This window comes from Saccharothrix ecbatanensis (assembly GCF_014205015.1).
GTDB classification, from domain to species: domain Bacteria; phylum Actinomycetota; class Actinomycetes; order Mycobacteriales; family Pseudonocardiaceae; genus Actinosynnema; species Actinosynnema ecbatanense.
In genome coordinates this window covers 6,340,160-6,354,555 of record NZ_JACHMO010000001.1, presented here as the reverse complement: position 1 = coordinate 6,354,555, position 14,396 = coordinate 6,340,160, and the positions used below count along the sequence as shown (strand labels likewise).

At 68.9% G+C, this 14,396-nt stretch carries 9 protein-coding genes; 8 read left to right on the top strand and 1 reads right to left on the bottom strand.

The window, feature by feature from the left end; all coding sequences use genetic code 11:
• The first annotated feature begins 4 nt into the window (after positions 1-4).
• From F4560_RS27080 to F4560_RS27060, 5 genes are read left to right on the top strand one after another with little or no spacing between them, the layout of a single operon-like run.
• Positions 5-1,693 (top strand): ABC transporter substrate-binding protein, encoded by a 1,689-nt coding sequence (locus F4560_RS27080; RefSeq protein ID WP_184924449.1) that lies wholly within the window; start codon positions 5-7, stop codon positions 1,691-1,693.
• A gap of 27 nt (positions 1,694-1,720) precedes the next feature.
• Positions 1,721-2,710 carry an ABC transporter permease gene (locus F4560_RS27075; RefSeq protein ID WP_184924447.1) on the top strand — a complete coding sequence of 330 codons (990 nt, stop codon included), beginning with the start codon at positions 1,721-1,723 and terminating at the stop codon, positions 2,708-2,710.
• A 17-nt stretch (positions 2,711-2,727) separates the two neighbouring features.
• A complete protein-coding gene (locus F4560_RS27070) occupies positions 2,728-4,554 on the top strand; it encodes a dipeptide/oligopeptide/nickel ABC transporter permease/ATP-binding protein (RefSeq protein WP_312869498.1) in 1,827 nt (608 codons plus the stop codon).
• The gene (locus F4560_RS27065) at positions 4,551-5,414 is read left to right on the top strand and encodes an ABC transporter ATP-binding protein (RefSeq protein ID WP_184924445.1); all 864 of its coding nucleotides are present in this window, start codon (positions 4,551-4,553) and stop codon (positions 5,412-5,414) included. Before F4560_RS27070 ends, F4560_RS27065 begins: the two co-directional genes overlap by 4 nt.
• Positions 5,411-7,498 carry a glycoside hydrolase family 36 protein gene (locus F4560_RS27060; RefSeq protein WP_184924442.1) on the top strand — a complete coding sequence of 696 codons (2,088 nt, stop codon included), beginning with the start codon at positions 5,411-5,413 and terminating at the stop codon, positions 7,496-7,498. The genes F4560_RS27065 and F4560_RS27060 overlap by 4 nt, the downstream gene beginning before the upstream one ends.
• Positions 7,499-7,726: 228 nt before the next feature.
• On the opposite strand, the gene F4560_RS27055 is transcribed toward F4560_RS27060, so the two are convergent.
• Entirely contained in the window at positions 7,727-9,880 is a 2,154-nt protein-coding gene (locus F4560_RS27055; protein WP_184924440.1) for an alpha-galactosidase, read from the bottom strand.
• A 121-nt stretch (positions 9,881-10,001) separates the two neighbouring features.
• Here F4560_RS27055 and F4560_RS27050 point away from each other — a divergent pair, with 121 nt between their 5' ends.
• The 3 genes from F4560_RS27050 to mgrA are packed head-to-tail and all read left to right on the top strand — an operon-like array spanning position 10,002 to position 14,279.
• Entirely contained in the window at positions 10,002-12,446 is a 2,445-nt protein-coding gene (locus tag F4560_RS27050) for a glycoside hydrolase family 2 protein (protein ID WP_184924438.1), read from the top strand.
• Positions 12,443-13,279 (top strand): LacI family DNA-binding transcriptional regulator, encoded by an 837-nt coding sequence (locus F4560_RS27045; protein WP_184924436.1) that lies wholly within the window; start codon positions 12,443-12,445, stop codon positions 13,277-13,279. Before F4560_RS27050 ends, F4560_RS27045 begins: the two co-directional genes overlap by 4 nt.
• A gap of 19 nt (positions 13,280-13,298) precedes the next feature.
• Positions 13,299-14,279 carry an L-glyceraldehyde 3-phosphate reductase gene (gene mgrA / locus F4560_RS27040; RefSeq protein WP_184924434.1) on the top strand — a complete coding sequence of 327 codons (981 nt, stop codon included), beginning with the start codon at positions 13,299-13,301 and terminating at the stop codon, positions 14,277-14,279.
• Positions 14,280-14,396 lie beyond the last annotated feature (117 nt).

Here is a 14,396-nt window from a genome sequence, read left to right as displayed (position 1 = left end):
AACGATGTTCCTGAAGGCAAGGCGCTTCTCACGGACGCGCATGGCGGCGGCCGGACTGGCCGCGGTCGCCATGCTGGCTACTGCGTGTGGCGGGTCGGACACGGCAGGCGACGCGAACAAGGACACGCTGATCGTGTACACCGGCCAGTCCGGTGACTGGCAGCTGAACTTCAACCCGTTCTCGCCGACCCAGATCGAGGGTCCCGGCACGATCTTCGAGCCGCTGTTCTTCTTCAACAACATCCGCGACGTCGAGCCGCGGCCCCGCTTGGGCAAGAGCTTCAAGTGGAACGCGGACGGCACCCAGCTCGACGTCGCGCTGCGTGACGACGCGAAGTGGACCGACGGGCAGAAGTTCACCGCCAAGGACGTCGTCTTCACCCTGGACATGATCACCAAGAACCCGGCCATGAACGGCACGGGCTACAAGGGCGTGGCCACCGCGGTCGACGACACGAACGTGTCGATCAAGTTCACCGAGCCGTCCTTCATGGAGGGCCCGCAGGTCCTCGGCAAGATCTTCATGGTCCCGGAGCACAAGTGGAAGGACATGTCGAACCCGTCGACCGATGTCGTGAAGGAGCCCGTCGGCACCGGCCCCTTCATGCTGGACGAGTTCAAGGGTCAGGCGTTCACGCTCAAGGCGAACGCCGGCTACCACTCCGGTGAGCCGGCGCTGAAGAAGGTCCGCTACCTCGCGCTGTCCGGCAACCAGTCCGGTGAGGCCGCGCTGAAGGCCGGCCAGATCGACTGGCAGACCGGTCCGGTCCCGGACATCAAGGACGTCGAGAAGAACTACCCGGGCTACAAGGCCATCACCATCCCGATGAACCAGACGGCCCTGTTCACCTGCTCGAACGCCGCCCTCGGCTGCCAGGGCCCGCAGACCGACGTGGCCGTCCGCAAGGCGATCTACTACGCGATCAACCGGACCCAGATCAACGCGCTGGCGTTCGAGAACACCGCGAGCGAGGTCTCCCCGGGCGCGGCGCTGCTGGAGCGGGACAAGGACCAGATCTCCGCCAAGCTCCAGGAGAAGACCGCGCCGATGCAGCCGGACGAGGCCAAGGCCACGCAGCTGCTGGAGAGCGCCGGCTACGCCAAGGGCTCCGACGGCGTCTACGCCAAGGACGGCAAGCCGCTGGCCATGACCCTCAAGGTCGTCGCCGGCTGGACCGACTACATCACCGCTGTCGACACGATGACGCAGCAGCTCCAGAAGGTCGGCATCAAGATCACCGCGCAGCAGGTCTCCTGGAACGAGTGGTCCGACGCGCGCGGTCGCGGCGAGTTCGAGCTGCTGATCGACGCACTGCACCAGGGTCCGGCCCCCGACCCGTTCTACAACGCTTCCTACTTCTACAGCACCGCGACCACGGCCAAGGTCGGCGAGGCGGCGAACCCGAACTTCTCGCGCTTCTCCAACCCCGCAGTGGACGCCGCGCTCACCGCGCTGAAGGGCGTCGACCCGGAGGACACCGCGGCCCGGCAGCCGTACTTCGACACCATCCAGACGGAGATCGAGAAGTCGATCCCGTACATCCCCGTGCTGACCGGCGGCACGACCAGCGAGTACAACGCGAAGAAGTTCACCGGCTGGCCCACCAAGGACGACCTCTACGCGTTCCCCGCCATCTGGGCGCGCCCCGAGGCCTCCGAGATCTACCTGAAGCTCAAGCCGGCCGGCCAGTGATCGACTGAGTGACCGATAGGCGGACCGATGAGGTACTACGCCCGAAAGTTCGCGTTCTACCTGGTCGCCCTCTGGGCGGCGCTGACGCTGAACTTCTTCATCCCGAGGCTCATGCCGGGCAACCCGGTGGACATCCTGATGGCGAAGCTGGCGCAACGCGGCGGAACCGTGGACCCATCGGCCCGCAGGGCGTACGAGCTGCTGCTCGGCACGAACAGCGGTGAATCGCTCCTAAGTCAGTACACCTCTTATCTCGGCAACATGTTCCGCGGTGATCTGGGCATATCGGTGAGCTCGTTCCCCACACCGGTGTCCCAGATCATCGGGGAGGCCTTGCCCTGGACCCTGATGCTGGTCGGGATCGCGACGTTCCTGTCGTTCGTCCTCGGCATCGCCCTGGGCGCGTTCGTCGGCTGGCGGCGCGGCACCTGGCTGGACAGCCTGGTGCCCGCCACCACCGTGCTCGCCGCGGTGCCGTACTTCTGGCTGGCCCTGATCCTGGTCGCGGTGCTGTCCTCGGCGTGGGGCTGGTTCCCGCTCCAGGGCGGCTACGACGTGGTCCTCTGGCCCGGCTGGAACGCCGACTTCATCGGCTCGGCGATCTACTACGGCACGCTGCCCGCGTTGACCATCGTCATCTCGTCCGTCGGCGGCTGGCTGCTGGGGATGCGCAACATGATGGTGTCCACCACGGCCGAGGACTACGTGCTCACCGCGCAGGCCAAGGGTCTGCGGGACTCCCGGATCATGATCAAGTACGCGGCCCGCAACGCGGTGCTGCCGTCGGTGGCCGGCTTCGCGATCTCGCTCGGGTTCGTGGTGGCCGGCTCCATCATCACCGAGCAGGTGTTCTCCTACCCGGGTATCGGGTCGAAGCTCCTGCAAGCGGTGCAGAACAACGACTACGCCCTCATGCAGGGCATCTTCCTCGTGATCACGGTCGCCGTGCTCGGCGCGAACCTCGTGGTCGACCTGCTGTACGCCCTCATCGACCCGCGCACCCGCGTCAGCGGCTGAGAAGGAGAACGGACACCGTGACTAATCTCAGTGCTGTCACCGTCGAGCCTTCGCGCGGACGGGCCGGCTGGCGGTCGATGCTGCCGCGCTGGTCGCCGAAGCTCGGCGTCGGCCTGGCCCTGATCGCGCTGATCACGTTCATCGGCGTGATCGGCCCGTTGCTGGTCGGCGACCCGAACACCATCCGCGACATCAGCCTGACCCCGCCGGGCGGCGAGTTCTGGCTGGGCACCACGCAGACCGGCCAGGACATCGTGGCCCAGCTCGCGTACGCCACCAGGGGCTCCCTCTACATCGGCGTGCTCGTCGGCGTGATGGCGACCGTGCTGTCGGCGCTGTTCGGCATCATCGGCAGCTACATCGGCGGGTACGTGGACGAGGGCTTCTCCCTGTTCTCCAACGTGATGCTGGTGATCCCCGGCCTGCCGCTGGTGATCGTCATCTCCGCGTTCGTGCCCGCAGACCAGCGCGGCTCGTGGACGATCGCGGTGGTGCTGGCGATCACCGGCTGGGCCGCGTCGGCACGGGTGCTGCGCGCGCAGACGTTGTCGCTGCGCAACCGGGACTACGTGGCCGCGGCCAAGGTCTCCGGCGAGAAGCCGTGGCGCGTCATCACGGTCGAGATCCTGCCGAACCTGCTGCCGCTGCTGGCGTCGCAGTTCGTGTTCTCGGTGATCTACGCGATCCTGAGCGAGGCGGGCCTGTCGTTCCTCGGCCTGGGCGCGTCCAACTCGTCCACGCTCGGCACGATGCTCTACTACGCGCAGAACGGCTTCGCGCTGCAACGTGACGCGTGGTGGTGGTTCGTGCCGCCGGGCCTGATCATCGCCCTGTTCGGCTGTGGTCTGGCGCTGGTCAACTTCAGCATCGACGAGATCATCAACCCGAAGCTGCGGGACATCCCCCGGCGCCGCAAGGTGGAGGCCGTTCGCACGCCGGAGCCCGTCGAGCGTCCGGACGACGACGTGGTGCTGACCGTGGACAACCTGTCCGTCGTGTACCAGGTGGAGAACCCGGTGCACGCGGTCAAGGACGTGTCGATCACGTTGCGGCGCGGTGAGATCCTGGGCCTGGCCGGTGAGTCCGGCTGCGGCAAGACGACGCTCGCCTACGCGATCAACCGGCTGCACCGGCCGCCGGCCGAGGTGACGACCGGAGCGGTCACCTTCCACGACCGTGACGGCGACGACGTGGACGTGCTGGCGTTGACGCCCGAGGAACTGCGGGCGTTCCGCTGGTCGAAGCTGTCCATGGTGTTCCAGGGCGCGATGAACGCGCTGAACCCGGTCCTGTCGATCCGGGCGCAGCTGGAGGACGTGCTCACCACGCACCGGCCGGAGATGACCAAGGCCGAGCGGCGCGCGAAGTGCGAGGAAGTGCTGAAGCTGGTCGGCGTGGACGTGCGGCGGCTCAGCTCGTTCCCGCACGAGCTGTCCGGCGGCATGCGGCAGCGCGTGATGATCGCGATGGCGCTGCTGCTCGACCCGCAGGTCATGATCATGGACGAGCCGACCACCGCGCTGGACGTGGTCGTGCAGCGCGGCATCCTGCGCGAGATCCTGCGGCTGCGCGACGAGATCGGCTTCGCCGTCCTGTTCATCACGCACGACCTGCCGCTGCTCCTCGAACTCGCCGACCGCATCGCGGTGATGAAGGACGGCGAGGTCGTCGAGTACGCGGAGGCGCAGCGGATGTTCGAGCAGCCCGCGCACCCGTACACCCGCCAGCTGCTCGACTCGTTCCCCAGCCTGACCGGCGAACGCGGCTCGTTCGTCCGCTCCGGCGAGCAGATGACGCCGGTCGACCGGTCCGGCGAGCCCACCCCGTCCGGAGGCGTCCGATGACCACGTTGGAAGCTCGTGAGCTGGTCAAGGACTTCCACGTCCGGGTCGGCCTGCGGCGGATCAAGCTGCGTGCGGTGGACAACGTGTCGTTCACCCTCACCCCCGGCCGCACGGTCGCGCTGGTCGGCGAGTCCGGGTCGGGCAAGTCCACCATCGCCCGGATGATCGCCCGGCTGGAGAAGCCGAGCGGCGGCGCCATCACGTTGACCGGGCCGGACGGGAAGCGCGTGCCCGAGCGGCAGTACCGGGACAACGTGCAGATGGTGTTCCAGGACCCGTTCGCCTCGCTGAACCCGTTCCACACCATCGAGCACCACCTGGCCAGGCCGTTGAAGCTGCACGGCCTGCCGCACGAGTGGAACGACGTGGTGCAGCTGCTGGAACGCGTGTCGCTGCCCGGACGTGACATCGCCGGACGCCGTCCGCACGAGCTGTCCGGCGGTCAGCGGCAGCGCGTGGCGATCGCACGGGCGTTGGCGCCGGGCGCGAAGGTCGTGGTGGCGGACGAGCCGGTGTCGATGCTGGACGTGTCGATCCGGCTGGGCGTGCTGAACCTGATGGCCCGCCTGCAACGCGAGGAGAACCTGGCCGTCCTCTACATCACGCACGACCTGGCCACGGCGCGTCACTTCTCCGACGACATCCTCGTGCTCTACAAGGGGCGCGTGGTCGAGCGCGGGCCGGCCGACGAGGTGATCCTCAACCCGCAGCACCCGTACACCAAGATCCTGGCGTCCGCCGCGCCGAACCCCGAGGCCCGCGGTCGGAACGTGAACATCGACCCGGCCGACGTGGAACGGGCCGGAGCCGCCGCGGCGTACGACCACAACACCGGTGCCTGGGAGGAAGTCGCCACATGACGGTCAGCTGGTCCACGGGCGCGATTCGGCTGCTGTTGGACGTGTCGGACGACCGGCCGGTGCGACTGCTCTCGTTGCGGCCTTCCGGGCCTTCTTCGGGGCTTTCTGCCGGGATCGGGGTGCCGCTGGTCGAGGTGCAGGCGCTCGGCCACGGGAGGTTCCCCGGTAGCCACCGTTACGCGGACACCATGATCGGCGCGCGGCTGCGGTATCGCACGCATGTGGCGTCCGCCGACGAGCTGCGGGTCGTGCAGCACGACCCGGTGAGCGGGCTCGTGGTGTCGTCCGTGTTCCAGGGTGTCGCCGGGGTGCCCGCGGTGCGGACGTGGACCGAGGTCGACGTCGAGGGCCCTGGTTCGGTGTGCCTCCAGGCGGTGACATCGTTGTCCACCGGGGCGTTCCTGGTGGACGCGGACCGTTCGGTGGACGAGGTGGACCTCGTGCACGGTGACTCGGACTGGGTCGCCGAGTCGCGCTGGCACCGCACGCCGTTGCGCGAGGCGGGTCTGGTGGCCATGGACCCGACGGTGCACCACCACGCGTCGCGGAGCCGGTTCGCGTTGACGTCCCGGAGCTCGTGGTCTACCGGTGAGCACCTGCCTTGCGGTGTTCTGGTGGCGCGGGACGACAGCTGGGCCATGGCTTGGCAGATCGAGCACAACGGCGCGTGGCACTGGGAGGTCGGGGAGACGGTCGCGGGTGCGTACGTGGCGGTCCTGGGGCCTACGGATGCCGAGCACCAGTGGTCGCGCGTGGTGTCCTCCGGTGCGGGGTTCACGACCGTGCCGGTATCCGTGGCCGTCGTCGCCGGAGGGGTCGACGACGCTTTCGGTGCGTTGACGCGGCAGCGGCGGGCGACGTTGCGGAACCGGCGTGCGCCCTGGTTGCCGGTGATCTTCAACGACTACATGAACACCCTGATGGGTGACCCGACCACCGAGAAGCTGCTGCCGTTGATCGACGCGGCGGCTTCGGTCGGCGCGGACTACTTCTGCGTGGACGCGGGGTGGTACGACGAGGACGGCAAGTGGTGGGACAGCGTCGGCGAGTGGCGACCGTCCACTACGCGGTTCCCCGGCGGGTTCGGCGAGGTCGCGGATCGGATCCGGGCACGGGGGATGGTGCCGGGGATCTGGCTGGAGCCGGAGGTCGTCGGCGTGCGGTCGGCGTTGGCGCGGTCGTTGCCGGAGGAGGCGTTCTTCCAGCGCCAGGGTGCGCGGGTGGGTGAGCACGGGCGGTTCCACCTGGACCTGCGGCACCCGGCGGCGGTCCGGCACGTGGACGAGGTGGTGGACCGGCTGGTCGGCGAGTTCGGCGTCGGGTACATCAAGCTGGACTACAACATCATGCCCGGTGCGGGGACCGATGTCGGTGGCGTCGCGCCCGGTGAGGGCCTGCTCGGCCACAACCGCGCGCACTTGGCGTGGCTGGACGGGGTGTTGGCCCGGCACCCGGACCTGCTGTTGGAGAACTGCGCGTCGGGTGCGATGCGGATGGACTACGCGATGCTGTCGCGCCTCCACATCCAGTCCACTTCGGACCAGCAGAACCCGTTGCTGTACCCGCCGATCGCCGCCGCCGCGCCCGCTTCCGTGCTGCCTGAGCAGGCCGGTAACTGGGCTTATGCGCAGCCCGGCATGTCACCGGACGAGGCTGCTTTCACCTTGGCGACGGGTGTTCTGGGACGCCTCTACCTGGCCGGACGGGTCGACCTGATGGACTCCGCGCAACGCGCACTCGTGCACGAAGCGGTGTCCGTCCACAAGGGACTACGGTCGGAGATCGCCACCTCGATCCCGTTTTGGCCGCTGGGCCTGACCAACCGCACCGGCCCGTGGGTGGCCCAAGGGCTCCGTGCCCAGTCCACCTACATCACGGTCTGGCGCCTCCCAGGCGCCTCCGCCGACGTAACCCTCCCCGTGCCGCACCTCCAGGGCCAGCCCATGGCGATATCCCCGCAGTTCCCGCTGACGTCCCCCTCGTGGACCTTCACCTGGGACACAGGCCAGGGATCACTACATGCCGCCCACAACGGCAACGCCCCCGCAGCCGTCGTAGTCCGCCTAACCCCCACCCCCGCGTGAGTCCTACCTTCAGAACGCGCGAGTCGTACCTTCAGAACCACCGTGTCCTACGTTCAGGACCCCCGAATTCAACGCTCAGAACAAACGATCTTGTACTGAGCGTTGAACTCGGGGGTTCCGAACGTAGGACTCACGGGTCCTGAACGTAGGACTCACGGGTCGCGAACGTAGGACTCACGGGTCCTGGAGGTTCGACACGCGGGGTCTGGGGGTTCGACACGCGGGTGGTTAGAGGGCGGTGGCTCGGAGGAGGACCAGGCGTTCCGGGTGCAGGACGGGGGCCTGGACGCCGGCCGTGGTGAGGACGCGGCCCGGGAGGGTCACGCCTTCCGGCTGCCACCACGGCAGCTGCACGCCCCAGTTGTGCGCGTTGCCATCCGGGACGTCACCCGGCGGCAGGGGGCGGACGTGGTACGTGCGGTCCGGGGACAGGCCGGGCAGACGGACAGCACCCGGCGGGTAGAACTCGGAAGTGGCCAGCGCGACGATGGCGAACACGGCGTCCGACCCGTCCTCCGCCACCACACCGTGCACGTTGATCGCCGGATCCGAGTGGTCACCGTGCACGGACACACCGGTGTGCAGCAGAGGCCGCAACTCCTTGTACAAGGCCACCCACGACGTCAGCCGCTCCAGATCCGAAGCCGACGCCTTGGTCAGGTCCCACTCGATGCCGAAGTGCCCGAACAACGCGGTCCCGGCCCGGAAGTCGATCGGGTGCTGACGGTGCGTCGTGTGCGACGTCCCCGACCCCACGTGCGTCCCCATCAGCTCCAACGGGATCAAAGCGTTCGTCCACCGCTGCATCGACTGCCGCTCCAGCGCGTCGATGCAGTCCGACACCCACACCCGGTCCGTGCGCTCCAGGATCTCCAGGTCCACCCGCCCGCCACCGGACGAGCACGACTCGATCTCCACCCCCGGATGACGCCGCCGCAGCTCGTCCAGCAGCCGGTAGATGGCCAACGTCTGACCGTGCACCCCCGCACGCCCCGTCGGCCGGTGCCCCGCGTCCACCAAGTCCCGGTTGTGGTCCCACTTCAGGTACGACACCGGGTACGTGGACAGCAGGTCGTCCAGCCGCTCCAGGATGTGCTCGAACGCCTCGGGCCGCGCCAGGTCCAGCACCTGCTGGTGCCGCGCCGCACCGGGCAGCCGGTCGCCCGCCGCCATGATCCAGTCCGGGTGCGCGCGAGCCAGGTCCGAGTCCGGGTTGATCATCTCCGGCTCGACCCAGATGCCGAACTGCATCCCCAGCCCGGTCACGTGGTCCGTCAACGGCTTCAGCCCGTCCGGCCACACCTCGTCCGACACGTACCAGTCGCCGAGCCCTCGCTGGTCGTCCCGACGCGAGCCGAACCAGCCGTCGTCCAGCACGAACCGCTCGCCGCCGATCGACGCGGCGGCGTCCGCCAGAGCCTTCAACCGACCCAGGTCGTGGTCGAAGTACACGGCCTCCCACGTGTTCACCACGACCGGGCGCGGCGAAGAGGGATGGGACGGCCGAGACCTCAGGTACTGGTGGAACCGCCCGGACACCTCGTCCAGCCCGTGCCCGTACGACGCGTACTGCCACGGCGACGTGTACGACTCGCCCGGGGCCAGCACCACCTCACCGGACAGCAGCAGCTCGCCCGACCCGAGCAGCGACACCGAGTGGTACGTCTTCTCGGCGAACGTCCGGTGGTTGCCCGACCAGGCCGTGTGCACCGCCCAGATCTCGCCCGACCGGTTGTCGAACCCCGAGGTGCCCGCCGCGAACAGGTAGGCGGAGTCGTAGCCGGTCCGACCGGTCCGGTTCTCCCGCACGCGCAGGCCCTGCGTCCACGGTGTGCGCTGAGGACTGCGTTCGCGCGTCCACCGCCCGGTGAAGTCAAGGATCTCGACCGCCTGCCCCGGCACCGGCAGGGTCAGGTTCACCGCGTCCACGGTGAACTCCGACGACCCGGTGTTGGACAGCACGGCCCGCTGCCGCACCAGCCCGGACGGGGTCAGCTCGATGGTCAGTTCCAGCGCGAGCCCGGCGACCTCGTCGACCGCGCGCACCACCGGTCCGGCGACCGACACCGCTGATCCGTCGACCGGGCCGTCCACCGACACGACCCGGAACGCGGTGGAGAAGTCCCGCCCGCCCCGGTTGCCGATGATCCCCGGCGTGCCGAGCCACCCGGCCGACTGCTCGGGCAGCACGGCCACGTCGACCGGGCCGTCCACCGAGTTGCCGATGGGGTGCGGCTGCTGGGCCAGCACCACCGCCGCCAGTGCGGCAGAATCAAGTTCGCCCAGGTCAGCGCCCCAATAGCGGACCCGGGGAAGCGTCCCTCCGGAGAAGTCGAGCACCAGGCTCACACCTGCTGCCCGCAGGTGAGTCACGTCTGCCACTTGTGGTCTTCCTCTCTGGTGGTGAACGTCGTTGACTTACTTTAGTTGCTGGCGTAAGAATCGCCATACCTTGAATGTCACACGGCAGAAACCCACCGCCGCAGCCGGGAAAAGGGGAACGATGATCCGTACGACCTTGCACGACGGGTGGCGTCTGAGCGCGGCGGGCGGGCCGATTCCGGCGGCCGTCGCCGACCGCGAGGTGCCTGCCGTCGTGCCCGGCAGCACGCACCTCGACCTCCTCGCGGCGAACCTGATCCCCGAGCCGTACCTCGACACCAACGAGGCCGAGCTGGCCTGGATGCACCGCGCCGACTGGCGTTACGCGCTGACGTTCGAGGCCGAGGCCGCCAAGGCCGGCGAGAAGGTCGAGCTGGCGTTCGACGGCCTCGACACCGTCGCCACCGTCGAGCTGAACGGCGTCGTCCTCGGCAGCACGGCCAACATGTTCCGCTCCTACCGCTTCGACGTGCGCGAGCACCTCAAGGACGGCGCGAACGACCTGGTCGTCACGTTCCACTCCGCCCTCGCGTACGCCGAGGCGCAGGAGGAGAAGCTGGGCTGGCGCGACCGCGCCTACCCGCACCCGATGAACGCCGTCCGCAAGATGGCCTGCTCGTTCGGCTGGGACTGGGGCCCCGACCTCCAGACCGCCGGCATCTGGAAGCCCGTCCGGCTGGAGCGCTGGACCGAGGCGCGGCTGCACCAGGTCCGCCCGCTGGTCACGGTGGACGAGAACGGCGCCGGCCGGGTCGAGGTGCACGTCGAGGTCGACCGCGCGCGGGACTCCGACCTGACCGTCGTCGCGACCGTGGGCGGCGTCGAGCAGAGCGCCCGCGTCGACGGCGACACCGCCGTGGTGACCGTCGAGGTGCCGGACGTCGACCTGTGGTGGCCTGTGGGCTACGGCGAGCACCCCCTCTACGACCTGGGCGTCGTGCTGAAGTCCGGTGACGAGGACGTGGACCGGACCGAGCGGCGCGTCGGCTTCCGCACCATCACCGTCGACACCGCACCCGACGAGATCGGTACCCCTTTCACGTTCGTCGTGAACGGCAAGCCGGTGTTCGCCAAGGGCGCCAACTGGATCCCCGACGACCACTTCCTCACCCGTATCACGCGCGACCGCCTGGTCCGCCGGGTCGAGCAGGCCGTCGACGCCAACATGAACATGCTCCGCATCTGGGGCGGCGGCATCTACGAGACCGAGGACTTCTACGACGTCTGCGACGAGCGCGGCGTGCTGGTGTGGCAGGACTTCCTGTTCGCCTGCGCCGCGTACGCCGAGGAGTCGCCGCTGTGGGAGGAGGTCGAGGCCGAGGCCCGCGAGAACGTCGCCCGGCTGACCTCGCACGCCTCCCTCGCGCTGTGGAACGGCAACAACGAGAACCTGTGGGGCTTCGAGGACTGGGGCTGGAAGGAAAAGCTCGAAGGCCGCACCTGGGGCCTCGGCTACTACACCGAGCTGCTGCCGAAGATCGTCGCCGAGCTGGACCCGACCCGGCACTACTCGCCGGGCAGCCCGTACAGCCCCGGTGACCTTCACTCGAACGAGGACACCCACGGCACGCGGCACGAGTGGGAGGTGTGGAACAAGATCGACTACACCCACTACCGCGACCACCTGCCGCGGTTCTGCTCGGAGTTCGGCTTCCAGGGCCCGCCGACCTGGGCGACCCTGACCAAGTGGGTGCACGACGAGCCGATGACGCCGACGTCGCCCGCGTTCCTGCTGCACCAGAAGGCCGATGACGGCAACGGCAAGCTGGACCGCGGCCTCGCGCCGCACCTGCACGCGCCGGCGGCGTTCGAGGACTGGCACTGGGCCACCCAGCTGAACCAGGCCCGCGCGGTCGCGTTCGGCGTCGAGCACTTCCGCTCGCACTGGCCCCGCACGGCCGGCGCGCTCGTGTGGCAGCTCAACGACTGCTGGCCGGTCACCTCCTGGGCGGCGATCGATGGCGACGAGCGGCTCAAGCCGCTGTACTACTCGCTCAAGCACGCCTTCGCGCCGCGCCTGCTCACCGTGCAGCCGAGGGACGGCGTGGACGCGCTGATCGCCGTCAACGACACGGACGAGGTCTGGACCGGCGAAGCCACGCTGGAGCGGCGGACGTTCAACGGTGACGTGCTCGCGGTGGTTAAACTCCCGATCGAGGTGCCGGCCAGGTCGGTCGGGCAGTTCGAGTTGGCAGCGGACCTGGTCACGCCAGGCGACCCGAAGGGGGAGGTGCTGGTGGTGGAGACGGACGACGCGCGCACCGCGCACCTGTTCCAGGAGGACCTGGAGCTGTCCTACGACCCCGCGCCGCTCACCGCCGAGGCGCACCGGGTGGCCGAGGGCTACCGGGTGGACGTCACCGCGACGTCCTTCGCCCGTGACATCGCAGTGCTGGCGGACCGGGTCGCCGAGGACGCCGTCACCGACGACGCCCTGGTCACCCTTCCCGCGGGCGGGACGCACTCGTTCCTGGTCCGGACCGCGACCACGCTGGCCGACCCGTCCGTTCTCACCGGCCCGCTGGTGCTGCGAACGGCCAACAGCCTGAGCGCGGTGCGGACATGACCACCGGCTCCGTCGGCCTGGTCCTGGCCCGCCCCGCGCGGCTGCTGGGCGCGGAGCCGTTCTTCATGGAGTTCATCGCGGGCATCGAGGAACGGCTCGCCGAGGGCGACCGTTCCGTGCTGCTGCACATCGTGGGCACCGAAGACGCCGAGATCGCCGCCTACCGCAGGTGGGCGGCGAGCGGTGTGGTCGACGCGGTGGTGGTGGTCAACCGCACCGTGGGCGACCACCGCCCGGCGACGCTGCGGGAGATCGGCCTGCCCGCGCTGTACGTGGGCGAGCCGGACGAGATCGCCGTGCCCGCGGTCCGCTCGGACGACGCAGGCCCGATGCGCGAGGCCCTCGCGTACCTGCTCGACCTCGGGCACCGGCGGATCGCGCGGGTCAGCGGCCCGGAGACTTTGTTGCACACCAAGGCGCGCACCGCCGCGTTGCTCGAAGGCTGTGCGGCGGCGGGCATCGAGCCTGTCGTGGTGGAGGGCGACTACTCCGAGGAGTCGGGGGCGAAGCTCACCACCGTGCTCCTGGACGGCGCCGAGCCACCCACTGCGATCCTCTACGACAACGACGTGATGGCCGTCGCGGGTCTGAACGTCGCCAAGCAACGCGGTGTGGCCGTGCCCGACCGGCTCAGCCTGGTGGCGTGGGACGACTCGTCGCTGTGCCGGCTCACGTCGCCCGCGATGACCACCATGAGCGTGGACGTGCACCAGTTCGGCGTCACGGTGGCCGAGTCCGTGCTGGAACTCATCGCCGGTGAGGACGTTACGGAGCGCTGGTCGCCGAAGGCCAAGCTCATTCCGAGGGAAAGCACCGGTAAAGGACCGACATGACGACCGGTAGAGGACTGACATGACGTACGAAGCCGCTGCGTCGCGGTACGACTCGATGCCCTACCGCCGGACCGGTCGCAGTGGGCTCAAGCTGCCCGCGGTGTCCCTCGGTCTCTGGCACAACTTCGGCCACGACCGGCACCTGGACGGCCAACGCGCCATCCTGCGCCGGGCGTTCGACCTCGGGGTGACGCACTTCGACCTGGCGAACAACTACGGTCCGCCGCCGGGGAGCGCGGAGGAGAACTTCGGCCGCCTGTTCGCCGACGACTTCCGGCCGTACCGGGACCAGATCCTGGTGTCCACCAAGGCCGGGTACCACATGTGGAACGGCCCGTACGGCGAGTGGGGTTCGCGGAAGTACCTGGTCAGCTCGCTGGACCAGTCGCTGGCCCGGATGGGGCTGGACTACGTCGACATCTTCTACCACCACCGGCCGGACCCGGAGACTCCGATCGAGGAGACGATGGGCGCCCTCGACCACGTGGTGCGTTCGGGCAAGGCGCTGTACGTCGGCATCTCGAATTATTCGGACGAGCAGACGTTGGAAGCGGCGCGGGTGCTCGGTTCACTCGGTACGCCGCTGTTGATCCACCAGCCGTCGTACTCGATGTTCAACCGGTGGATCGAGGACGGGCTGCTGGACGCGTTGGACTCGGTGGGCGCGGGCAGCATCGCGTTCTCGCCGTTGGCCCAGGGCGTGCTGACCGACCGCTACCTGGACGGTGTTCCGGAGGGGTCGCGGGCGGCCGGCGCTTCGCCGTTCCTGTCTTCGTCCAATTTGGACGAGGCGACGCTGGCGAAGGTGCGGGCGTTGAACGACATCGCGAAGCGGCGTGGGCAGACGTTGGCGCAGCTTGCGATCGCTTGGGTGCTGCGGAACGTGACGTCGGCGTTGATCGGGGCTTCCAGCGTGAAGCAGCTTGAGGACAACGTGGCCGCGACGGGGAACCTGTCGTTTGAGGCTGACGAGCTGGCGGAGATCGAAAAGCACCTCTGAGGTGTGTGGGTCAGCGGGTTGTGGTTGGTCAGCGGGTTTGTGTGTGGTGGGAGTGGGTGGGCCGGTTCGGCCCGATTTGACATGGGGCCCGTACGGGCACCCCAGGCAGGCCAAAGC

Bases quoted from the DNA above. Each gene is read 5' to 3' on its own strand.
- F4560_RS27080 (WP_184924449.1), top strand. From the start codon at position 5: ATGTTCCTGAAGGCAAGGCGCTTCTCACGGACGCGCATGGCGGCGGCC.
- F4560_RS27075 (WP_184924447.1), top strand. From the start codon at position 1,721: ATGAGGTACTACGCCCGAAAGTTCGCGTTCTACCTGGTCGCCCTCTGG.
- F4560_RS27065 (WP_184924445.1), top strand. From the start codon at position 4,551: ATGACCACGTTGGAAGCTCGTGAGCTGGTCAAGGACTTCCACGTCCGG.
- F4560_RS27060 (WP_184924442.1), top strand. From the start codon at position 5,411: ATGACGGTCAGCTGGTCCACGGGCGCGATTCGGCTGCTGTTGGACGTG.
- F4560_RS27050 (WP_184924438.1), top strand. From the start codon at position 10,002: ATGATCCGTACGACCTTGCACGACGGGTGGCGTCTGAGCGCGGCGGGC.
- F4560_RS27045 (WP_184924436.1), top strand. From the start codon at position 12,443: ATGACCACCGGCTCCGTCGGCCTGGTCCTGGCCCGCCCCGCGCGGCTG.
- mgrA (WP_184924434.1), top strand. From the start codon at position 13,299: ATGACGTACGAAGCCGCTGCGTCGCGGTACGACTCGATGCCCTACCGC.